We start from the raw sequence: 20,967 nt of genomic DNA, 5'->3' as shown, positions 1-20,967 counted from the left end.
GTTGGGTTTTCACAGACACAGTATCGGCAGCAGAGCGGGCAGGCCTTAGCGGAACGTTAATAAAAATTATAACGCCATGACTCTGCAAACATTCTCTGAAGCGACTACAGGAGAATACCGCTCTGGCGGCGGCAGACAAGAGGGCAGGAAAGAAAAACCGCCGGTCCTGTCCACAGCGTTAGCGCTTTTGTGGACAGGATCCCGGCGGTCTTAAGATGTTGAACCGATTATTCGGTTGGTGCTGGCATTTTACCTTCCATTGCTGGACGTTCTGTCAGACGCTTCTCAAAATTGGCATTAAATTGTTTTTTCTGTTCCGGCGTCAGAATGTTGTAGATCTTGTTCTGGGTTTCCATATGCGCCAGCATGCGGGCTTTATGCTGCTCAGCCATTTTGTCGATCTGCGCTTCGGCTTTTGCTTTATCGAAGCTGTCGCTGGCGATGATGTCATGCATCGCGCGGCGTTCGTCCAGTGACGGACGTTTCATCTGGTCGCGCTGGCTTTTCATGATGTCGCGGACCTGCTGTTTCTGTGCATCCGTCAGGTTCAGATCTTTAAACATCATCATCTCGTGGTGCATACCCGGCTTGCCTTTATGATGCATCATCATTTTGCCTTCGACAGGCGCGGCAGTGGTGGTGGTCGCGGTATCTGCAGCGAACGCCATGCTGGTAGCGCCCAGAGCCAGGGTAGAAGCAACAAACAGTGCAGTAAACTTACGCATAATTTATTTCCTTACTTTCAGTTATTCTTCGGCGCTATGCCGTGTTGACGAGATTAACTTTACGGGGTTTATCGTCAATTAATCAGAGCAACAGTAAAACAATGAAAGTGTAAAAAACAAATTACCGCCAAATGTGGAGGAATTAAGGATAAAGGATGGAGAGTTGCAACGAAAATATTCAAGATGATGATTTTCAAAGCAATTTAAAAAAGTATAGCGAAGTGAAGACCAATAATAAAGCAATTCACCAGGAATATTCTGCAATAGTTGTCATTGCGCTTTAATCGCTAAGAAAAATATTTTGACGCTCCCCTCTCAGGCAATGAGAGGGGAGATGTTCAGGACACTTTTTCCAGCATCAGCCCGGCGCGCAGGCCAAACGCTACTGATGGATTAGGGAACAGAACATATTCAGTGGTTTTCTGCACCTCGTAACGCTCGTCGCCATCTTCCGCCAGCAGAACGCCTTTGCGAAAAGGGGTGAAGTTCAGCGTGTGGGCGGCCATATGCAGCCGGAAGGCTTCGCTGCGGCGAGTGATCTGCTGTACGACCCGATAACGCACGACAGTCTGTTGCGTTGGCTCGGGTGCCAATCCCCCGAGCAGCGCGCGAAGCGCAAGATGTGTTGGCGCGAAGCGCGTGAGATCGTTCTGGCCAAACGGTAGCGCTTTTCCCAGTTCCAGCGTGCAGGCCAGCGCGCCGAAATGCTCACAGGTGAAATGGGTAAATGTGCCCCCCGGCGACTGATGAAACACCAGAGCCTCCAGCCCGGCGTCGCCCAGCCAGCTCAGAAACGCCTCATCCCACGGCTGGTTACGCTGGGGCAGAACACCAAAGCGCACATGATAAGAGGCGCGAATTGCCGTATGCAGGTCGAGATGCCAGCGCACGGGACCGGCCGCGGCGAAAAATGTGGCAACCACGTGCTCAAGCCACTGCGCCCGCGACGTTTCATCGCCTGGCACAAACTGTGACCAGCGGCCGCCAAACATGCGGTTAAGGTCGCTCTCAAGATAACGTTTGTTTTGCGCCAGCGCTGGCGGGTTGCCAAGCACCACCAGCAGACGGCACTGCAGGGTGATATCTCCCCGATACAACGCGCGAAGCAGCAGGTCGACAATTTCAACCGGCGCGGTTTCATTGCCATGGATGCCGGTTGAAAGCAGCAGCGATAACTCACTCTTCGCGGCCGGTGTCAGTTCAAGGACGCCGCGACCCAGCCACCGCCAGTGAAATGAGGGGCCCTCCCCCTCACGCTGTTCGGGGGTTTCATCGGCCAGTGTCAACGCCAGTAAATTTTCCATAGCCACTCCTTTAGCGCTGGAACGGATAAACCGATCCCAACTGCAGGATTGTTGTTAACGCGTCCAGTGCCTCACGCCCTTCACGCAGTAGCTGAGGGTCGACCAGATCGGCCTGCGTTAATCTGTCGCGATAGTAACGATCCACCCAGTCATTCAGGGAGTTAAACAGCGTCTCATTCATCATCACGGCCGGATTAACAGCCTGCATTTCGTTCTGCGTCAGCACTACGCGCAGGCGTAAACAGGCCGGACCGCCGCCGTTGGCCATGCTTTCGCGCAGGTCAAAGACGCGCAATTCATCGATCGGGTTATCGGCTTTCACCAGTTCAGACAGATAACGCCACACCCCTTTATGGTCCTGCGACTCTTGCGGCAGCACCAGCATCATGCTGCCGTCCTCACGGCTCAACAGCTGGCTATTAAAGAGGTAAGTTTCAACCGCATCCTGCACGCTGACCGCCTGGGTCGGCACCTGAATCGGCATAAATCCCGGCACCCGCTCATGCAGCGTAGCGAGCAGCTTCTCCTGATGGGCAAACGCCTGCTCATGGCAGAACAGCACCTGGCGGTTAGAGACGGCAATGACGTCATTGTGGAAACCCCCCTGGTCAATCACCTGCGGGTTCTGCTGAGCAAAAATCACCTGTGAGGGATTCACCTGATTCAGCCGCGCGACGGCCTGGCTTGCCGCCAGCGTCTGGCGGGCGGGATAACGGACAGGTGCCGAATGGCCGCCCTCTTCTCGCCCGTAAATGAACAGCTGCACGCCGGGATCGCCATAATCCCCCCCGAGACGGTTATGGTTTGCCGCTCCTTCATCCCCGAAAATGGCCACCTGTGGCAATGCCTGATGGACCTCAAAGTGGGCCTCATCACGGAAAATCGCACGCAGAACGCGCTCGGTCGTCTCCGCTTCGGTAGCACGGTGGAATTTGTTATTCAGGTTCGCCACCGTTAAATGTACTTTGCCATCCAGCGTATCGGCCGACGGTGCAACGGTAGCAGCGTTTGCCACCCACATCGACGAGGCAGAGCTCGCCGCTGAAAGCAGGTGCGGCGTCTGCGTACCCGCTTTTTCGATAACCTGCTCATCGCTGCCGCTAAAGCCGAGCTGACGTAACACCGCCACGTTCGGACGCTCCTGCGGCGGGATCACCGCCTGCGGGAAACCGGCATCCGACAGGGCTTTCATTTTCAGTAGCCCCTGCTTCGCCGCCAGTTTCGGGTTGGAGACCTGAAAACGGTGCTTCGTCGAGGCTTCATTACCAAACGAGAGGCCGGCATAGTGGTGCGTCAGCCCCACCAGCCCGTCAAAGTTAACTTCACGCGCTTTCATGACGATCCCCCTGAGTAAAATCCAGCCCCGGACTCAGCGTTTCCGGCAGCGTCAGCGCAGGCGTTTCCAGGCTCGCCATCGGCCACGCGCAGTAATCTGCGGCATACCATGCGCTGGCGCGGTGGTTACCCGAAGCGCCTACCCCGCCAAACGGTGCCGTACTCGCCGCACCGGTAAGCGGTTTATTCCAGTTCACAATCCCGGCGCGTGCTTCGAGCAGCAGCTGATCAAATTTCTCACGATGCGGGGAAATCAGACCGCTCGACAGGCCATAGCGGGTGTGATTGGCCATCTCAATGGCGCTGTCAAAATCGTCATAACGCCAGACGCAGAGCAGCGGGCCAAAGACCTCTTCATCCGGCACGTTGCGTGCGCCACTCATCTCAACAATGCCCGGCGTCAGGAGCGATGTTCCGGGCTTGATTTGCTTTGGTTCAAGCAGGGTTTTCGCCCCGCGCGCCACGTGATCCTGCCAGGCTTTCAGCACGTTCAGCGCGGCCTGCTCGGAAATCAGCCCCCCAATAAACGGCTGTGGGTCGGCATCCCACTGCGCAGGTACCAGACGCGCGCTGATTTCCACCAGCCGCGCGAGGAAGGCATCGCCCTGTGCACCCCGTTTCACCAGCAGACGACGCGCGCAGGTGCAGCGCTGTCCGGCGGTAATAAACGCTGACTGGAGGGTCAAATGCACCGCCGCGTCGATATCATCAGGATCTTCAACGATCAGCGGGTTGTTACCGCCCATCTCCAGCGCGAGAATTTTTTCCGGCTGCCCCGCCAGCTGGCGATGCAGTTGGTAGCCTGTTCCGGCGCTGCCGGTAAACAGCAGGCCGTCGATATCACTCAACGCACTCAGCACCTGGCCGGTTTCACGTCCCCCCTGCACCAGGTTGAGCACCCCGTGCGGCAGACCAGCCTGTTCCCAGAGCTTCACCACCACCTCACCGGTCAGCGGCGTTAACTCACTCGGCTTGAAAATCACGCTATTGCCCGCCAGCAGCGCGGGCACGATATGCCCGTTCGGCAGATGCCCCGGGAAGTTATAGGGGCCAAATACCGCCAGCACGCCGTGCGGACGGTGGCGCAGCGTGGCCGCGCCGTCAGGCATATCGGTATGTTGCTCACCGGTACGGGTATGGTACGCCTTCACCGAAATGGCGATTTTATTGATCATCGCCGTCACTTCCGTGGCCGCCTCCCAGCGCGGCTTGCTGGTTTCCTGAGCGATAACGCGCGTCAATTCGGCTTTATTGGCCTCCAGCAGTGATGCAAATTTCTCGACAATTCCCTGACGTACGGAGAACGGTTGTTTCGCCCATCCCGGGAAAGCGCGACGGGCGGCGTGACAGGCCTGTTCGACCTGTCCGGCGCTGGCGTCATTTCCCTTCCAGAGCACTTCTTGTCCGACCGGATTGGTCTTTATGCGCGGCTCGCCTTCGCCCGTGACCCAGTCACCGTTGATCCATAAAGTCATGCTGTTTTCTCCTCAGGGCAGAGACGCACCAGGCGAACCGTGTCGCCGGCGTTACATTTCAGGGCATCCAGTTGCGCGGCCGTCAGCACCAGACGTTCACATTTCGGGTTGGTTCGCACCAGCATGGCGCGGAAATTGTTGTACTGCTCGTTAGCCACCAGACATGCTGGCCACTCACCCGGTGCAGGCTGGCCTTCGGAAACCTCAACCAGCCGGCTTTTACGGATCGCACGCACGCGGTCGATATCGCACTCCAGGGTGGGTCCGCCATCAAAGATGTCCACATAGTTACGGTAGCGGAAACCCTCTTTTTCCAGCACCGCCCGGGCCGGCGCGGTTTGCGGGTGCACTTCGCCAATCACCGCCTGCGCCTGTGGGCTTAAGAAATGGGTATAGATGGGGTGTTTCGGCATCAGTTCGGCGATAAACGCTTTCTGCCCGGTGCCGCACAGATAGTCCGCCCGGCTGAACTCCATCGAGAAGAAGCGCTCGCCGAGGCTCTCCCAGAAAGGTGAATAGCCGGTGTCGTCGATCACGCCGCGCATCTCGGCGACGACCTTTTCGTTAAAACGATCGCGGAACGCGGCCATAAACATGAAGCGCGACTTGGAGAGCAGATAACCGTTGCCCTCTTTTCGCCACGCAGGATCGAGGAACAGCGTGCAAAGCTCGCTGGCTCCCGTGTGGTCATTACAGAGAAAAAGCGTGGGCAGCGCGTTATAGACGTTCAGCTCTTTTGAGGCGTGAACCATCGTACCGACACGGTAGTTGTACCACGGGTCGTTAAGCCCGACGGCCACTTCGATTGCGCAAATGCCGGCCACGGTACCGGTGTCGGTATCTTCGAGAACGAACACGTAACCCTGTTCGCTTTTTGGCAACGTCCCCTGCCAGGTTTGCAGGGCGCGCTCAATGCGCGCCGACAGCGTTTTTTCATCGGCAGGAAGCGAGGTCAGCCCGCCTCCCGTCTTACCGGCAAGCTGCATGAGCCCGGCGATATCGCCGCGCTCAACGGGACGGATGACCATCATGATGACACCCCGGACTTCACATGTTCACAGGCCAGTGCAAAACGGTCTAAACCGGTTCTCACCTCCTCCTCGCTGACAATCAGCGCAGGGGCAAAACGCACCACGTTGGCACCGGCAATCAGTACCATCACGCCCATTTTTGCCGCTTCCTGTGAAATAAGTTTAGCTTTTCCGGCAAACTCAGGTGTGAGTTCGCAGCCAATTAACAGACCCAGACCGCGGATCTCTTTAAACAGTCCCGTCTTGCTGTTGATGGCGTTCAGGCGCTCAACAAACCAGTCATGACGTTGTTTAACCCCCTTGAGCACTTCCGGCGTGTTAATGATGTCGAGTACCTGTCCGGCCACGGCGGTAGCCAGCGGGTTACCACCGTATGTTGTACCATGCGTACCCACGGTCATTACGCTGGCGAATTTATCGGTGGTCAGCATGGCGCCAATCGGGAAGCCGCCGCCCAGCGCTTTCGCCGTAGAGAGCACGTCCGGCGTTACGCCGTAGTGCATATAGGCATACAGCTCACCGGTACGCCCCACACCCGTCTGGACTTCATCGAAAATCAGCACCGCGTGATGACGATCGCACAGCTCACGCAGCCCCTGCAGGAACGCTTTTTGCGCCGGAAGGACCCCGCCCTCACCCTGCATAGGTTCGACGATCACCGCACAGGTGGTGTCGTTGATAAGCTCACTGGCGGACTGCAGATCGTTATACACGCCGTGACGAATATCCGGCGGCAGTGGCGCAAAATCCTGCGAGTATGACGGCTGACCGCCAGCGCTGACGGTAAAGAGCGTACGGCCGTGGAACGCGTTTTTAAACGCCACAATGCCGCTCTTATGAACGCCGAATTTATCGTGTGCATATTTGCGTGCCAGCTTCAGGGCAGCTTCGTTTGCTTCCGCACCTGAGTTACAGAAAAAGACTTTTTCGGCAAACGTTGCGTCGATCAGCTTTTTCGCCAGTCGCAGAGCGGGCTCGTTGGTAAAACCGTTACCGGTATGCCAGAACTTCGCCGCCTGGTCGTTTAACGCCTGACGCAGCGCAGGGTGCGCGTGACCCAGCGCGTTTACCGCAATCCCGCCTGCAAAGTCGATATACTCTTTGCCCTGTTGATCCCACAGGCGTGAGCCTTCCCCCCGTACCGGAATAAAAGCCGCCGGAGCGTAAACCGGCATCATCCATTCATCGAAATTTTCACGCGTAATTGACAGAGACATAGCGACCTCATCCGGTAAATAAAAGGTTATTTAGATGTTAAATAATTGAGTGTTTGCACTGTGAATGTAGATTGCAGCCTTCGTGCCAGCCAGCGATAAAAATGCATAAACGGGTTAGGGTTACAGAATATCAATAAGTTACGATATGGAGTTATTCACTGTTATTGCATAAAAAGTGAATATTTTTACGACAAGCGGCGCTTTGCCGCACGAAAATAAGAAAGAGTATGCAGAAGCCAAATATAATTCTGGAATTGTGATCGCTCGCGAAATTTATCGGTTCTTTACGCCCTGTTGGGGGGCAATGCGCGTCAGAATGGTGCAAATATTGCACCGTTGGCATGATCTGTCGCAGTTATTGGTCGAACCCCGTAACAGTTGACGCAAATTCTGCTACCATCCATGCACTATTCACCTTGCATTGGCAGCGACTATGAAATTTGTCTCTTTTAATATCAACGGCCTGCGTGCCCGCCCTCACCAGCTTGAAGCAATTGTTGAGCAACATCAGCCAGATGTGATCGGCCTGCAGGAGACAAAAGTTCACGACGATATGTTCCCCCTCGAAGAGGTGGCGAAGCTCGGTTACAACGTCTTCTATCACGGACAGAAAGGTCACTATGGCGTGGCGCTGCTGACCAAAGAGACGCCGGTTTCCGTACGTCGTGGCTTCCCGGGCGATGATGGCGAAGCGCAGCGTCGCATCATCATGGCGGAAATTCCTTCACCACTTGGCAATATCACGGTGATTAACGGGTATTTCCCGCAGGGTGAGAGCCGCGACCATGAGACAAAATTCCCGGCCAAAGCAAAGTTTTATCAGGATCTGCAGGATTACCTGACCACCGAACTGAAAAAAGAGAATCCGGTGCTGATCATGGGCGACATGAATATCAGCCCGACCGATCTCGATATCGGCATTGGAGAAGAGAACCGCAAACGCTGGTTGCGTACCGGTAAATGTTCTTTCCTGCCGGAAGAACGCGAGTGGATGGAACGCCTGCTCGGCTGGGGTCTGGTTGATACTTTCCGCACCGCCAACCCGGAAACGCAGGATCGCTTCTCGTGGTTTGACTACCGCTCAAAAGGCTTTGATGACAACCGCGGTCTGCGTATAGACCTGCTGCTGGCCAGCCCGCCGCTGGCGGAACGCTGCATCGAAACCGGCATCGACTACGATATCCGCAGCATGGAAAAACCGTCTGACCATGCGCCGGTCTGGGCGAAATTCAAACTGTAACCTCGTGTGAACACGCAAAAAATACTCCTGATGTGCGCCCTTCTGGGCGCATTTGTTCTGACCTTCGTCTTTCTTCCGCCGGGGACGCTCTCCCTGGAAACCATCAAAACGCACCAGCAGTCGCTCCTCTCGCACGTGGAACAGGCACCGTGGCAAAGCGCGTTTTTCTTTTTCGCCCTCTACGTGTTGGTCTCCGCCCTGTCGATACCCGGTGCGGCGATACTGACGCTGCTGGCGGGAGCGCTGTTTACGCTGTGGGAAGGCACCCTGCTGGTCTCGTTTGCTTCTACCCTCGGCGCCACGCTGGCGATGCTTGCCAGCCGTTATCTGCTGCGCGACTGGGTACAGCGGCGATTCACATCACAGATGAATACGGTGAACGCCGGTATGGCGCGGGACGGTGCAGGGTATCTTTTTGCCCTGCGTCTGATGCCCTTGTTCCCGTTTTTTCTGGTGAATCTGCTCATGGGGCTGACCCGTATTGCGGTCAGTCGCTACTGGTGGGTGAGCCAGGTCGCCATGCTGCCTGCAACCATTATCTTTCTGAATGCCGGACGCGCGCTGGGGAAAGTGAATTCGCTTCGCGATATTTTATCGCCGGGACTGATATTCGCCTTTACACTACTGGGGTTATTGCCGCTGGCGACGCGCTGGCTGTTTTCCCGTTTTACCCCTTCATCAAAAAAGTGAGGCATTATGCGCCGTGTGCGTTTTTGCACGTTTCTGAGCGGTCTGCTGCTGGCAGCCCCGCTGTTTGCAGCGGACAACTGGCAGGCTATCCAACAACAAGCCAAAGGCCAGACCGTCTGGTTTAACGCCTGGGGCGGCGATCGGGCGGTAAACCGCTACCTCGAGTGGGTAAGCGGTGAGATGAAAACGCATTACGACATAACCCTTAAAATCGTCCCACTGGCGGATGCCGCCGATGCGGTCAAACGTATTCAAACAGAAGCCGCCGCAGGCCGGAAAACGAACGGGTCAGTCGACCTCTTATGGGTCAACGGTGAGAACTTCCGTACCCTGAAAGCCGCTAACCTGCTGCAAACCGGATGGGCGCAGACCTTGCCCAACTGGCGCTATGTCGATACCCGTAAACCGGTTATGGAGGATTTTGCTGTCCCCACCGATGGCGCGGAATCCCCGTGGGGCGGTGCACAACTCACCTTTATTGCCCGCCACGCAAGCCTGCCTGCGCCCCCAAACGATCCTCAGGCGTTGCTGGCGTATGCGCAGCAGCATCCGGGCAAAGTCAGCTACCCACGCCCGCCCGATTTTACCGGTACGGCATTTCTGGAACAGTTGCTCCTGACCCTCACCGCTCACCCGGAGGCGTTGCAAAAAGCCCCTAATAACACCTTTGCCCAGGTGACGGCTCCGCTGTGGCACTACCTGGACAAATTACACCCGCTGCTGTGGCGAAAGGGAGAGGACTTTCCTCCCTCGCCCGCCAGAATGGATACCTTGCTTGCCAGCGGTAGTCTTAATCTCTCCCTGACCTTTAACCCGGCACATGCGCAGCAAAAAGTGGCCAGCGGTGAACTGCCTGCCGACAGCTACAGCGTTGGTTTTGACAACGGAATGATAGGCAACGTCCATTTTGTGGCCATTCCGTCGAATGCCAGCGCAAGCGCAGGCGCGAAGGTGGTCGCCAATTTCCTCCTTTCACCGCAGGCGCAAATTCGCAAGGCCGACCCGGCCATCTGGGGAGACCCGAGCGTACTGGATGCGAAAACACTGCCCAAAAAAGAAGCGAAGCAGCTCGCTGCCCATACGCCGGCAGGGCTGCCGAAAATACTTCCCGAGCCGCACGCTGCCTGGGTTAACGCGCTGGAGCAGGAATGGCTGCGTCGTTACGGCACCCGCTGAGCTGGCTCGTCTGGCTGGCAATGGCGGTCATCTATATGCCGCTGCTCCCCGCCGCCGCCATACTGTTTGCCCCGGCATTCTCGCTGAACAACTGGCAGTTGCTGCTTAACGACCCGCAACTGCCACAGGCTACGGTCGCCACGCTGGTCTCAACGCTTATCGCGTCGCTGGGGTCGATGTTTATCGCTCTGGTGATCGTGGCCCTCCTGTGGCCGGGCGAGCGCTGGCGACGGCTCAGCAGCCGACTGCCGTGGCTGCTCGCCGTTCCTCATGTGGCCTTTGCCACCAGCGCTTTACTGCTGTTTGCCGAAGGGGGCCTGTTGTATCAGGTGTGTAGCGTCTGTACGCCGCCGCTTGACCGATACGGTGCAGGGCTGGGGCTGACGCTTGCGGTAAAAGAGAGCGCGTTTGTGCTGTGGGCCCTTTACGCCGTCCTGCCGGAAAAACGCCTTGCGCAGCAAAAGGTCGTGCTGCATACCTTCGGCTACGGGCGTTTTCAGGCGCTGAACTGGCTCATCCTTCCAACGATCGCGCCGGCTCTTGGCGCGGTGATGCTGGCGGTGCTGGCCTGGTCCCTGTCGGTTGTGGACGTGGCGATGGTGCTCGGGCCTGGCAATCCCCCGACGCTTGCCGTACTGGCGTGGCAGTGGCTCAGTCAGGGCGATGCGCAGCAGCAGACAAAGGGAACGCTGCTGTGCCTGCTTCTCCTTCAGCTGCTGGCCGCGCTTTCTGCACTGGGTTACGGCGCATGGAGATTCTGGCGTCGCACGCTGCCGGATCTGAGCGGACGCCGTCGAATGTCGCTTATCGCGCCACCAGCGCGTCTGCTCAGCGGATTTCTGCCCGCCTGCGGGGTGCTTTGCGCGGTCGTGCTGCTCATGCTGGCGCAGCGGGACGACATCGGTGCGGTTGGCGCCAGTCTCACCTTTGGCCTGCTCGCCAGCCTGATTTCGCTGGGGGTAATTGTTCTCTGGCTTGAGTGGGGACCGCAGCGAGGCACACAGTGGGTGTGGTTGCCGCTGGCGCTGCCGGCGCTGCCCCTCGTTACCGGACAATACGTTATCGCGTTGCGACTGGGTATCGACGGGCACTATGCCGCCGTGCTGTGGAGCCATCTGCTGTGGGTTTTACCGTGGATGTTGCTGGTCCTCCAGCCGGCCTGGCAGAGGATCGATCCCCGTCTGATCCTTACCGCCAGAACGCTCGGCTGGCGGCGGGGAAAAATCTTCTGCTGTCTGAAATGCCCCTTGCTGGTACGCCCGGCGCTGCTGGCTTTCGCGACCGGGTTTTCCGTCAGCATGGCGCAATATATGCCAACCCTCTGGCTGGGCGCAGGCCGTTTTGCGACGCTGACCACTGAAACCGTGGCGCTCAGCAGTGGAGGCAGCATTCCGCTTCTGGCTAACCGGGCGCTGGGGTTGCTGTTGGTCACGGGGAGTGTGTTTGGCCTTGCCGCCCTGCTATCCCGGCTCGCAAGCCGTTACCGACGAGGATTACGTTAATGCTGCAGGTCAGCAATCTCACCATTGAACCGCTTTTCCGCGAGGTCAATTTTTGTGTACCACGCGGCGAAATAGTCACGCTGATGGGGCCTTCCGGCAGCGGAAAATCAACCCTTTTTGCCTGGATGGTGGGCGCACTGCCAGACGACTTTCAGGCTCAGGGCGAACTGTGGCTTGATGAACGTCGCTGCGACGGACTGCCCGTGGAGGCCCGCGGGTTGGGGATCCTCTTTCAGGATGCCCTGCTGTTTGACCATTTCAGCGTCGGACAAAATTTGCTGCTGGCATTACCTGAACGGATTGTCGGACGAGCACGGCGGGAAGCGGTCGAGCAGGCGCTCGGTTCTGCCGGGCTTGTCGGGCATTACGCCAGCGATCCGGCGACCCTTTCCGGCGGCGAACGTGCCCGGGTCAGTCTGCTGCGTGCCCTGCTTGCAGAGCCGCAGGCGTTACTGCTGGATGAACCGTTCAGCCGTCTCGATAATGCGTTACGCGCCTCGTTTCGGGCATGGGTATTTGACACTACCCGCGCACGCAATATTCCGGTGGTTCTGGTCACGCATGACGACGAAGACGTGCCCCCGGGCGGCGAAGTGATTGAGATTTCTCGCTGGCAATAATGTGCTAACGCAATGTTTTACCTTTCAGGAGAGACGACAATGCCCCCCTCTTTTACTGACGTCAGGTTATTCGATGAAACGTGTTTCTCAACTGACCGCGCTGGCCATGCTGTGCGGCCTCGCTTCATTTTCCTCTCTGGCTGCTGATATGCCGCACGCCATGACGCTGTCTCAACTTCAGGCACAACACGGCGCGGTGATCGACACCCGCGCCAGCGCGTTTTACAACGGCTGGCCGCAAACGCTGAGCGCGCCCTCCGGGCATGAGCCCGCCGCACTTAACCTTTCCGCCTCCTGGCTTGGCGCGATGAGCGATGACCAGATTGCCGTCTGGGCCAGACAGCACCAGCTTACGCCGGCCATGACGATCGCGCTCTACGGTCGCGACGCCGATAATCAGGCGGTCAAAGCGCGGCTGGAAAAAGCCGGCTACCACCAGATTTCCGTGCTCAACGATGCCCTGCAGGTACCTGAGCGTCTGCAGCGTTTGCCGCACTTTGAACAACTCGTCTACCCGGAGTGGATCCACCAGCTTCAGCAGGATAAACCCGTCGCTGCCGCGCCGACGGGCGACTGGAAAGTCATTGAAGCCGCATGGGGCGCGCCGAAGTTTTATCTGCTGAACCATATTCCCGGTGCCGGCTACATTGATACCAACGAAGTGGAAAGCGAACCGCTGTGGAATAAAGTTTCTGACGACACGCTAAAAGCGATGCTGGCGAAGCACGGGATCCGTCACGATACGACCGTCATTCTGTATGGCCGTGACGTATATGCCGCCGCCCGCGTGGCGCAGATCATGCTGTATGCGGGCGTGAAGGACGTCCGCATTCTTGATGGCGGCTGGAAAGCCTGGTCTGACGCGGGTCTGCCGGTTGAACGGGGAATGCCCAAAGACGTGAAGCCCGCCCCCGATTTTGGTGCACCGATCCCTGGCCAGCCGCAGTTGATGGTGGATATGGCGCAAGCACGCGGGATGCTGCATCGCCAGGACGCGTCGCTGGTCAGCATTCGTTCCTGGCCGGAGTTCATCGGCGAAACCAGCGGCTACAGCTACATCAAGCCAAAAGGTGAAATTGCCGGTGCCCGCTGGGGTCATGCCGGTAGCGACGCCACCCATATGGAAGATTTCCATAATCCGGATGGCACCATGCGCAGCGCTGACGACATCGCCGCCATGTGGAAAACCTGGAACATCCTGCCGGAACAGCACGTCGCGTTTTACTGCGGCACCGGCTGGCGTGCGTCCGAGACGTTTATGTACGCACGGGCGATGGGCTGGAAAAATGTCGCCGTCTATGACGGCGGCTGGTACGAGTGGAGCAGTCATCCACAGAACCCCGTCTCCAGCGGAAAACGCGGGCCAGAAAGTTCACGCTAACGGGTAAGTGACTTCAGCGTCACATACCCGCTCCAGATGCGCGTTGTGGTGGTCAGCCAGCACAACGCGCCAAATATCCACGCCAGCACGCTGAAGTGCGCCGGATACAGGCAGCACAGCACGAACAGCGCGATCGTCTCCGTCCCCTCCGTTAACCCCCCGAGATAGTAAAACGACTTATGCGCGTAGCCGGGGTTGTCGATGTTGTGTTTCGCTGCCAGCGCGGCAAATGCCAGAAAACTGCTCCCGGTACCGATAAAGGCAAACAACAGCCAGCCAGCGGCAAGCGCATTCTCTGCGGGGGCCGCCAGCGCGAATCCGAAGGGAACCAGCGCGTAAAACAGAAAATCGAGGGCGATATCAAGAAAGCCTCCCGCATCCGTCAGCCCGCGCCGGCGCGCCAGCGCACCGTCCAGACCATCCAGCAGGCGATTCAGCACGATGGCGACGAGCGCCGCCGGATACCAGCCGAGGGCCAGAAACGGTAAGGCCAGCACGCCTATGGCAAACCCGGTCAGGGTTAATCCGTCAGGCGTGATCCCCGGCTTATCCAGTACTGACACCAGCCGGTTGAGCGTGGGTTTAATCCGCGGGTGCAGATGACGATCAAGCATGGGGATCCTCTTTAAACGTGGCACATAACCCCTGCGCCGGGATGTCCAGCGCGGCATTAAAGCGTGCAGAGAGATTCTGAAACGCAATCAGCGCCGTCATTTCGGCGATCGCGTCCTCGCTGAAATGGCGTTTGATCTCACTTTTGATTTCGTCATCCACACGGGGCGGCGTCGCGGTGACAGCCTCGGCATAGGCCAGAGCCGCACGCTCCTCTTCGCTAAAAAGAGCGGAATCACGCCACGCGTTGACGGCCTGAACCTTATCCAATGCGCCCGAGCGCTCCGCCAGGCGCAAACTGTTGGCATCGATACAAAAAGCGCAGTGACAAAGCTGCGATACCCGGGTCATTAACAGCGAACGGAGCACCGGCGACAGGCGCGCGTGACGACGTTCGAGAAAACCGACGAACAATGCCACCAGCCAGAAAAGACGTGGCATCCTTCCCCACCAGCGCGTGGGGTTAAGCACGGCACCAAAGTGTTTTTTCTGCATGGCGGCAATCGGTTTTATGCTGACCGGAAGGGTGGCGATGGGATCTACCCAGGTGGACGTCTCTTTCACCTGATTCTCCTGATGGCTGGACTCTTAGAAAGGGCACGATAATATGGTGTTTTTCGCTAACAAGTATTGACGACCATGCTAAAAACAGTCGATGTCGTTGCGGCAATCATCGAAAAAGACAACAAAATTTTACTGGCCCAGCGCCCGGCTCATGCCGACCAGCCGGGCATGTGGGAATTCGCAGGCGGAAAAGTAGAAGCCGGTGAGACACAGCCCGAGGCGCTTGTCCGCGAGTTGCACGAAGAGCTCGGCATCCACGCGCAGCCAGGTGAGTATGTGGCAAGCCATCAGCGTGAGGTGTCACAGCGGTTAATCAACCTTCACGCCTGGCACGTTCCGGCATTCAGCGGCGCGCTGACGGCGCATTACCACAGTGCGCTGGTGTGGTGTACGCCCGAAGACGCATTTGGTTTCAACTTAGCGCCTGCGGACATCCCGCTGCTGGAGGCGTTTATTGTTTTACGCGACGCCAGACCAGCGGATTCGTGCTAATGGTGCGTTCATCACGCTGGCACTGCAACAGAATACCGTCCGCTTTTACCACTGCCCCTTCCGAATAGTTCTGATCCTGATAGATGCAGCACTGGTTACACGGCTGCGCTCGCTGGCCACTGGAGCTGAACACCTCCGGCGGCACATTCACGTCCACATCCGGGCGAATGCGGTCTGCCTGCGCGCCTGCGGTAAACATCAAACATAACGCGGTTATCACGTAACGGTTCATAGACTTATCTTCCTGTTGTGCCCTGATAAAGACTATAACGGTAAACCGGCGCAGAACCTTTAATTTATCTCGTCATCGCTTTTGGTTATGACGCAGCCCCGCTGATTAATTTCCCTTTCGGCATACATTTCTGCTTGCTTCACAAAGCGGTACGGATGGTATAGTCAAAAAAACAACACAATTCGTATAAGCAATATACATAAAATAATATAAGGGGTTCTTATATCTATGGATCAGACACGCTCTCTGGAAACTTTCCTCTCTTATGTTCAACAGCGCGACCCGCATCAAAGTGAGTTTGCGCAGGCCGTACGTGAAGTCATGACCACGTTGTGGCCGTTCCTTGAAGAAAACCCGCGTTATCGCCAGATGTCACTGCTTGAGCGCCTCGTGGAGCCGGAGCGCGTGATCCAGTTTCGCGTGACCTGGGTAGATGACCGTAATCAGGTCCAGGTTAACCGCGCGTGGCGCGTGCAGTTTAATTCCGCCATCGGCCCGTTTAAGGGCGGGATGCGTTTCCATCCTTCCGTGAATCTGTCGATTTTAAAATTCCTCGGCTTTGAGCAGACGTTTAAAAACGCCCTTACGACCCTGCCCATGGGCGGCGGGAAAGGCGGCAGTGATTTCGATCCGAAAGGCAAAAGCGAAGGCGAAGTGATGCGTTTCTGTCAGGCGCTGATGACCGAACTCTATCGTCATCTTGGTCCCGATACTGACGTTCCGGCGGGCGATATCGGCGTCGGTGCGCGTGAAGTGGGCTTTATGGCCGGCATGATGAAAAAGCTCTCGAATAATAGCGCCTGTGTCTTTACGGGCAAAGGGCTCTCCTTTGGCGGCAGCCTGATCCGTCCGGAAGCCACCGGCTACGGGCTGGTCTATTTTACCGAGGCGATGCTGAAGCGCCACGGCTTAGGGTTTGAAGGTATGCGCGTGGCGGTGTCCGGCTCCGGTAACGTGGCTCAGTACGCTATTGAGAAGGCGATGCAGTTTGGTGCCCGCGTGGTTACCGCGTCAGATTCACGCGGTACCGTGGTGGATGAAGCCGGTTTTACGGCCGAGAAGCTGGCACGCCTGTGCGACATTAAAGCCAGCCGCGACGGCCGTCTGGCGGATTATGCCCGTGAATTTGGTCTGACCTGGCTCGAAGGCAAACAGCCGTGGGGCGTGCCGGTCGATATCGCCCTGCCATGTGCGACCCAGAACGAACTGGATACCGAGGCCGCACGCACCCTGATTACCAACGGCGTGAAGGCCGTGGCCGAAGGGGCGAATATGCCAACCACCATCGAAGCGACCGATCTGTTCCTTGAGGCTGGCGTGCTGTTTGCGCCGGGCAAAGCCGCGAACGCCGGCGGCGTGGCGACCTCTGGCCTGGAGATGGCGCAAAACGCCGCGCGCCTCGGCTGGAAGGCAGAGAAAGTGGATGCGCGTCTGCACCACATTATGCTGGATATTCACCACGCCTGCGTCGAGTACGGCGGTGAGGCATCGCAAACCAACTACGTGCGTGGCGCAAATATCGCCGGGTTCGTGAAGGTCGCGGATGCGATGATGGGGCAAGGGGTTATCTAAGCACGCTGTCGCCCTTTCCCGTTGGGAGAGGGCGACAACCGAAAGCACATCAGGCTGCGCTTTTTTTCTTTTTGAACGGTTTCTTCGGCGCACCACCCGGTGCAACCATCCCCCGGAACTGCTTCACCGGCGTATTACGCGCCTGGTTAATCAGCTCGTACAAGGTCCCCACCAGCGGTTGCATAAAGTCCTGATAGCGACACTGCTTTTCACTGATTTGCGTTAGCACAGATTCCCAGTGTGCCGTCATGTCCGGCCTTGCGGCCAGCTCAGGCAGTGAGTGGATCAATGCGCGCCCCGGTTCAGTCGAGTGGATATAGCGCCCTTTTTTCTCCAGAAAACCGCGCTTAAACAGCAACTCGATAATGCCCGCACGGGTCGCTTCCGTGCCCAGTCCGTCGGTGGCACGCAAGATCTTCTTCAGATCCTTATCCTGAACAAAACGGGCGATCCCGGTCATTGCCGAGAGCAGTGTCGCATCGGTGAAGTGGCGCGGCGGTTGGGTCTGGCGTTCAACCACTTCGCCTTTCTCACACAGCAGCTCGTCATCTTTGGCAACCACCGGCAGCGGCGTGCCGTCATTCTCTTCGTCACGCTCTTTGTTGCCAAGCAGCGTGCGCCAGCCAGCCTCCGCCAGGAAACGCGCCTTGGCGATAAATTTCCCCTTGGCAATTTCCAGCTCAATCACGCATTTGCGGAACACTGCGTCCGGGCAGAACTGCATCAGGTACTGACGAGCCACCAGGTTATACACCTTCGCTTCGTTTTCCGTGAGGTTAACGTTACTGGTGCGCGCCGTCGGGATAATCGCATGGTGGGCATCCACCTTTTTATCATCCCAGCAGCGGTTATGAATGTCCGGATTCACAACCGGTTGTGGCAGCAGATCCGGCGCGTGAACGGCAATGGCGTTCATCACCGAGTGACGACCGGCAAAGTGCTCTTCCGGCAGATACCGGCTGTCCGAACGCGGATAGGTAATGAGTTTGTGGGTTTCGTAGAGCTTCTGGCAGATATCAAGGACGTTCTGCGCGCTCAGACCGAAGCGTTTCGCCGCTTCAATCTGCAGCGCGGAAAGCGAGAACGGCAGCGGCGCGGGTTCTGATTCCCGTTTATCGTTATAGCTGGAGACAATAGCAGGCTGACCGGTAATCCGGTTGACCACGTGCTCCGCCAGCGGACGGTGCAGCAACCGTCCCTCTTCATCCTGATACGATTCGCAGGCATCGCTTGGCTGCCAGACGGCGGTAAAGCGCTCGTCTTTCGGCGTGACGATATGCGCTTTAACCTCAAAGAAATCTTTGGCGACGAAATTCTCAATCTCTTCGTCACGACGCACCACCAGCCCCAGCACCGGCGTTTGCACACGCCCGACGGAGAGGACGCCCTGATAACCGGCATTACGCCCCAGAATGGTGTAGGCGCGGGTCATATTGATCCCGTAAAGCCAGTCCGCTCGAGCGCGGGCCAGCGCGGAAACGCACAGCGGAATAAACTCGCTGTTCGCGCGCAGACGTGAAATGGCCCGCTCCACGGCCTGCGGATTGAGGTCGTTAATCAGGCAGCGCTGGACCTGCTGGCGTTTTTCCGGCGCCAGCTCCAGATAGTCCAGCACCTCATCCACCAGCAGTTGCCCTTCCCTGTCCGGGTCACCCGCGTGGATGACTTCCGTCGCGTCATGCAAAAAACGTTTAATCACGTTGAGCTGTTTGGTGACGGAAGGCCGTGGCTGCAGGCGCCATTTTTCAGGGACGATGGGCAGGTCATTGAGGTTCCAGCGGGCATAGCGGCTGTCGTAGACATCTGGCTGCGCCTGCTCAAGCAGGTGACCGATACACCAGGTGACCACCTGCCCGTTACCGCATTCGATAAAGCCGTCTCCCTTGCGATGCGGCTTCGGCAGCACATCGGCAATGGCACGGGCCAGGCTCGGCTTTTCGGCAATAAACAACCGCATTGAATTAACGGATCTCAATCATCGGTCGGCCACCGCGCGCGGTCACCAGTTCACCGATCGCCGTCAGGGTAATACCAAACTCTGCGGCCGTCGCCTGGACGTCGGCTTCAGCGTCTGGCGTGACCGCCAGCAGCAAACCACCGGACGTTTGTGGATCGCACAGCAGATTGCGCCACGCTTCAGGCATTTCGCCCATCAGATGACCATAGCTGGCAAAGTTACGCTGGGTACCGCCCGGAACGGCGCCCGCTGCAATGTACTCCTCCACACCCGGCAGCTTCGGCACGTCCTGATACCAGACCTGCGCCTGTACGCCCGCGCCCTGACACACTTCGGAGAGGTGTCCGAGAAGGCCAAAACCGGTCACGTCGGTCATGGCTTTCACGCCGTCGATATTCGCAAAGGCCGCACCCGCGAGGTTCATCTGGCACATGACCTCGGTTGCCAGCCCCTGGTGTTCCGGCTTCAGCAGCGATTTTTTCTCCGCAGTAGTGAGGACACCAATGCCCAGCGGTTTGGTGAGGAACAGCTTGCAGCCCGCCTGCGCGGTGCTGTTGCGTTTCACGCGCTCGGTGGGCACCACGCCCGTGACCGCGAGACCGAAGATTGGCTCCGGCGCATCGATAGAATGACCCCCGGCCAGCGCGATCCCCGCCTGCTGGCAGGCAAAACGTCCCCCTTCAATCACCTCACGGGCAATTTCAGGGGCAAGGGTGTTAATCGGCCAGCCCAGAATGGCAATCGCCATAATCGGTTTGCCCCCCATGGCGAAAATATCGCTGATGGCGTTGGTGGCCGCAATACGCCCGAAATCGAACGGGTTGTCGACAATCGGCATAAAGAAGTCGGTGGTACTGATAATGCTGGTGCCGTTACCCAGGTCATAAACTGCCGCATCGTCACGCGTTTCGTTACCGACAAGCAGGTTCGGGTCGACAAACTTCGCCTGTTCACTGTGGAGAATGGTCTCCAGCACTTTCGGGGAAATTTTACAACCGCAACCGGCTCCGTGGCTGTATTGCGTTAAACGAATGGTTTGCTCGCTCATGGACGTCTCCTGTCATCTCAATCGCGCTATGGTAGCGCTCATTCCATAAAGAGGTAAGTATGACTGTCTGAATTCTGCGGCAGATGCTCAGAATCCAGACAGTTTAGCGCGCGTTATCAGAAACGGCTGACGAAAGGCGTGGTGTCCGGCACATTAATGGTGGCGGAGGCTTTAAGCTGAGGCGTGCCGAGATAGAGGAAGCCGACAATTTTATCATGTTCACCACAGGCGAATCCGTCGCGAACCGGCTGGCTGTTGGTCAGCGGCCCTGTGCGCCAGATACCGTTAAACCCTTGCGCCACGGCGGCCATTTGCATTGCCATGACGGCACAGCCGGCAGACATTTCCTGCTCCCAGACCGGCACTTTGTGGTCGGCCTGACATTTCGCCACGACAGCGATGATCATCGGCGCACGGAATGGCGCACTGCGGGCTTTCTCAATACCCTTCTCATCCTGACCTGCGGCAACTGCCCCCTGCTCCAGTATCTGACTGAAACGATCGCGGCCTTCACCTTCAATCACAAAGAAGTGCCATGGCTGCAGCGTACCATGATCCGGTGCACGCAGGCCGGCACGCAGAATATTCTCCAGTTGCTCCCCTGCCGGCGCCGGCTCGGTGAGACGTGAAGCGCTACGGCGGTTAACAAGCAGTTCAAGTGCGTCCATTGGTTAACTCCTTTCTTGAAATTTACTCACAAAATTAACACGGCGGCAGATTTTGTTACAGCGTAGCAGGCGATTCCTGCTGACAAGTGACGGTTGGGTCATTACGATAACCGCACATTGCCGTCC

Annotated in this window: 20 protein-coding genes; 8 read left to right on the top strand and 12 right to left on the bottom strand. The window is 57.6% G+C overall.

The genetic code is table 11. From position 1 onward, the window contains the following. Positions 1 to 227: 227 nt before the first annotated feature. From spy to astC, 6 genes are all read right to left on the bottom strand, one after another. A complete protein-coding gene (gene spy / locus ACN9MQ_RS09145; RefSeq protein WP_020884420.1) occupies positions 228 to 725 on the bottom strand; it encodes an ATP-independent periplasmic protein-refolding chaperone Spy in 498 nt (165 codons plus the stop codon). Between the two features lie 338 nt (positions 726 to 1,063). Next, on the bottom strand, positions 1,064 to 2,029 hold the full coding sequence (gene astE, locus ACN9MQ_RS09140) for a succinylglutamate desuccinylase (RefSeq protein ID WP_040017244.1): 966 nt from the start codon (positions 2,027 to 2,029) through the stop codon (positions 1,064 to 1,066). A 10-nt stretch (positions 2,030 to 2,039) separates the two neighbouring features. Next, a complete protein-coding gene (astB, locus tag ACN9MQ_RS09135; RefSeq protein ID WP_426262720.1) occupies positions 2,040 to 3,365 on the bottom strand; it encodes an N-succinylarginine dihydrolase in 1,326 nt (441 codons plus the stop codon). Then, positions 3,352 to 4,839, bottom strand: coding sequence for a succinylglutamate-semialdehyde dehydrogenase (astD, locus tag ACN9MQ_RS09130; RefSeq protein ID WP_149376649.1), 1,488 nt, complete (start codon positions 4,837 to 4,839; stop codon positions 3,352 to 3,354). The genes astB and astD overlap by 14 nt, the downstream gene beginning before the upstream one ends. Further along, on the bottom strand, positions 4,836 to 5,870 hold the full coding sequence (gene astA, locus ACN9MQ_RS09125) for an arginine N-succinyltransferase (RefSeq protein WP_044857183.1): 1,035 nt from the start codon (positions 5,868 to 5,870) through the stop codon (positions 4,836 to 4,838). The genes astD and astA overlap by 4 nt, the downstream gene beginning before the upstream one ends. Continuing rightward, positions 5,867 to 7,087, bottom strand: coding sequence for a succinylornithine/acetylornithine transaminase (gene astC, locus ACN9MQ_RS09120; RefSeq protein ID WP_014169663.1), 1,221 nt, complete (start codon positions 7,085 to 7,087; stop codon positions 5,867 to 5,869). The genes astA and astC overlap by 4 nt, the downstream gene beginning before the upstream one ends. Positions 7,088 to 7,520: 433 nt before the next feature. Here astC and xthA point away from each other — a divergent pair, with 433 nt between their 5' ends. From xthA to ACN9MQ_RS09090, 6 genes are all read left to right on the top strand, one after another. Continuing rightward, a complete protein-coding gene (xthA, locus tag ACN9MQ_RS09115; protein WP_020884424.1) occupies positions 7,521 to 8,327 on the top strand; it encodes an exodeoxyribonuclease III in 807 nt (268 codons plus the stop codon). A gap of 6 nt (positions 8,328 to 8,333) precedes the next feature. Next, a complete protein-coding gene (locus ACN9MQ_RS09110) occupies positions 8,334 to 9,017 on the top strand; it encodes a TVP38/TMEM64 family protein (RefSeq protein ID WP_025204411.1) in 684 nt (227 codons plus the stop codon). 15 nt (positions 9,018 to 9,032) lie between these two features. Next, positions 9,033 to 10,193, top strand: coding sequence for an ABC transporter substrate-binding protein (locus tag ACN9MQ_RS09105; protein WP_426021469.1), 1,161 nt, complete (start codon positions 9,033 to 9,035; stop codon positions 10,191 to 10,193). Further along, a complete protein-coding gene (locus ACN9MQ_RS09100; RefSeq protein ID WP_426021429.1) occupies positions 10,166 to 11,695 on the top strand; it encodes a thiamine ABC transporter permease in 1,530 nt (509 codons plus the stop codon). The genes ACN9MQ_RS09105 and ACN9MQ_RS09100 overlap by 28 nt, the downstream gene beginning before the upstream one ends. Beyond that, entirely contained in the window at positions 11,695 to 12,315 is a 621-nt protein-coding gene (locus tag ACN9MQ_RS09095) for an ATP-binding cassette domain-containing protein (RefSeq protein WP_126488355.1), read from the top strand. Before ACN9MQ_RS09100 ends, ACN9MQ_RS09095 begins: the two co-directional genes overlap by 1 nt. 73 nt (positions 12,316 to 12,388) lie before the next feature. Next, positions 12,389 to 13,696: a rhodanese-like domain-containing protein gene (locus tag ACN9MQ_RS09090; RefSeq protein WP_228175627.1), complete on the top strand. Its 1,308-nt coding sequence runs from the start codon at positions 12,389 to 12,391 to the stop codon at positions 13,694 to 13,696. Here ACN9MQ_RS09090 and ACN9MQ_RS09085 read toward each other — a convergent pair. Then, positions 13,693 to 14,310, bottom strand: a complete 618-nt coding sequence (locus ACN9MQ_RS09085) for a CDP-alcohol phosphatidyltransferase family protein (RefSeq protein ID WP_228175629.1) — start codon at positions 14,308 to 14,310, stop codon at positions 13,693 to 13,695. The genes ACN9MQ_RS09090 and ACN9MQ_RS09085 overlap by 4 nt on opposite strands. Beyond that, entirely contained in the window at positions 14,303 to 14,872 is a 570-nt protein-coding gene (locus tag ACN9MQ_RS09080) for a carboxymuconolactone decarboxylase family protein (protein ID WP_014169655.1), read from the bottom strand. Before ACN9MQ_RS09080 ends, ACN9MQ_RS09085 begins: the two co-directional genes overlap by 8 nt. 75 nt (positions 14,873 to 14,947) lie before the next feature. Here ACN9MQ_RS09080 and ACN9MQ_RS09075 point away from each other — a divergent pair, with 75 nt between their 5' ends. After that, positions 14,948 to 15,364 carry a pyrimidine (deoxy)nucleoside triphosphate diphosphatase gene (locus tag ACN9MQ_RS09075; RefSeq protein ID WP_025204417.1) on the top strand — a complete coding sequence of 139 codons (417 nt, stop codon included), beginning with the start codon at positions 14,948 to 14,950 and terminating at the stop codon, positions 15,362 to 15,364. Here ACN9MQ_RS09075 and ACN9MQ_RS09070 read toward each other — a convergent pair. After that, positions 15,324 to 15,596 carry a YnjH family protein gene (locus ACN9MQ_RS09070; RefSeq protein ID WP_032677956.1) on the bottom strand — a complete coding sequence of 91 codons (273 nt, stop codon included), beginning with the start codon at positions 15,594 to 15,596 and terminating at the stop codon, positions 15,324 to 15,326. The genes ACN9MQ_RS09075 and ACN9MQ_RS09070 overlap by 41 nt on opposite strands. A 228-nt stretch (positions 15,597 to 15,824) precedes the next feature. Here ACN9MQ_RS09070 and gdhA point away from each other — a divergent pair, with 228 nt between their 5' ends. Further along, on the top strand, positions 15,825 to 17,168 hold the full coding sequence (gene gdhA, locus ACN9MQ_RS09065) for an NADP-specific glutamate dehydrogenase (RefSeq protein ID WP_014169652.1): 1,344 nt from the start codon (positions 15,825 to 15,827) through the stop codon (positions 17,166 to 17,168). Positions 17,169 to 17,217: 49 nt separating this feature from the next. Here gdhA and ACN9MQ_RS09060 read toward each other — a convergent pair whose 3' ends face one another. The 3 genes from ACN9MQ_RS09060 to ACN9MQ_RS09050 all read right to left on the bottom strand — a co-directional run bounded on the left by ACN9MQ_RS09060 (position 17,218) and on the right by ACN9MQ_RS09050 (position 20,841). After that, entirely contained in the window at positions 17,218 to 19,125 is a 1,908-nt protein-coding gene (locus ACN9MQ_RS09060; RefSeq protein WP_277492291.1) for a DNA topoisomerase III, read from the bottom strand. 4 nt (positions 19,126 to 19,129) lie between these two features. Further along, positions 19,130 to 20,173, bottom strand: a complete 1,044-nt coding sequence (selD, locus tag ACN9MQ_RS09055; protein ID WP_020884436.1) for a selenide, water dikinase SelD — start codon at positions 20,171 to 20,173, stop codon at positions 19,130 to 19,132. Between the two features lie 116 nt (positions 20,174 to 20,289). After that, entirely contained in the window at positions 20,290 to 20,841 is a 552-nt protein-coding gene (locus tag ACN9MQ_RS09050; RefSeq protein WP_014169648.1) for an NAD(P)H nitroreductase, read from the bottom strand. Between the last annotated feature and the right edge of the window lie 126 nt (positions 20,842 to 20,967).

Source organism: Enterobacter sp. R-25, assembly GCF_049913205.1.
Lineage (GTDB): Bacteria > Pseudomonadota > Gammaproteobacteria > Enterobacterales > Enterobacteriaceae > Enterobacter > Enterobacter ludwigii.
This window is presented reverse-complemented; position numbering and strand designations above follow the sequence as displayed.

What these genes read in the sequence shown, in the direction of transcription:
- spy (WP_020884420.1), bottom strand. Translation starts at nt 725, where the DNA reads ATGCGTAAGTTTACTGCACTGTTTGTTGCTTCTACCCTGGCTCTGGGC.
- astE (WP_040017244.1), bottom strand. Translation starts at nt 2,029, where the DNA reads ATGGAAAATTTACTGGCGTTGACACTGGCCGATGAAACCCCCGAACAG.
- astB (WP_426262720.1), bottom strand. Translation starts at nt 3,365, where the DNA reads ATGAAAGCGCGTGAAGTTAACTTTGACGGGCTGGTGGGGCTGACGCAC.
- astD (WP_149376649.1), bottom strand. Translation starts at nt 4,839, where the DNA reads ATGACTTTATGGATCAACGGTGACTGGGTCACGGGCGAAGGCGAGCCG.
- astA (WP_044857183.1), bottom strand. Translation starts at nt 5,870, where the DNA reads ATGATGGTCATCCGTCCCGTTGAGCGCGGCGATATCGCCGGGCTCATG.
- astC (WP_014169663.1), bottom strand. Translation starts at nt 7,087, where the DNA reads ATGTCTCTGTCAATTACGCGTGAAAATTTCGATGAATGGATGATGCCG.
- xthA (WP_020884424.1), top strand. Translation starts at nt 7,521, where the DNA reads ATGAAATTTGTCTCTTTTAATATCAACGGCCTGCGTGCCCGCCCTCAC.
- ACN9MQ_RS09100 (WP_426021429.1), top strand. Translation starts at nt 10,166, where the DNA reads ATGGCTGCGTCGTTACGGCACCCGCTGAGCTGGCTCGTCTGGCTGGCA.
- ACN9MQ_RS09095 (WP_126488355.1), top strand. Translation starts at nt 11,695, where the DNA reads ATGCTGCAGGTCAGCAATCTCACCATTGAACCGCTTTTCCGCGAGGTC.
- ACN9MQ_RS09090 (WP_228175627.1), top strand. Translation starts at nt 12,389, where the DNA reads ATGAAACGTGTTTCTCAACTGACCGCGCTGGCCATGCTGTGCGGCCTC.
- ACN9MQ_RS09085 (WP_228175629.1), bottom strand. Translation starts at nt 14,310, where the DNA reads ATGCTTGATCGTCATCTGCACCCGCGGATTAAACCCACGCTCAACCGG.
- ACN9MQ_RS09075 (WP_025204417.1), top strand. Translation starts at nt 14,948, where the DNA reads ATGCTAAAAACAGTCGATGTCGTTGCGGCAATCATCGAAAAAGACAAC.
- ACN9MQ_RS09070 (WP_032677956.1), bottom strand. Translation starts at nt 15,596, where the DNA reads ATGAACCGTTACGTGATAACCGCGTTATGTTTGATGTTTACCGCAGGC.
- gdhA (WP_014169652.1), top strand. Translation starts at nt 15,825, where the DNA reads ATGGATCAGACACGCTCTCTGGAAACTTTCCTCTCTTATGTTCAACAG.
- ACN9MQ_RS09060 (WP_277492291.1), bottom strand. Translation starts at nt 19,125, where the DNA reads ATGCGGTTGTTTATTGCCGAAAAGCCGAGCCTGGCCCGTGCCATTGCC.
- selD (WP_020884436.1), bottom strand. Translation starts at nt 20,173, where the DNA reads ATGAGCGAGCAAACCATTCGTTTAACGCAATACAGCCACGGAGCCGGT.
- ACN9MQ_RS09050 (WP_014169648.1), bottom strand. Translation starts at nt 20,841, where the DNA reads ATGGACGCACTTGAACTGCTTGTTAACCGCCGTAGCGCTTCACGTCTC.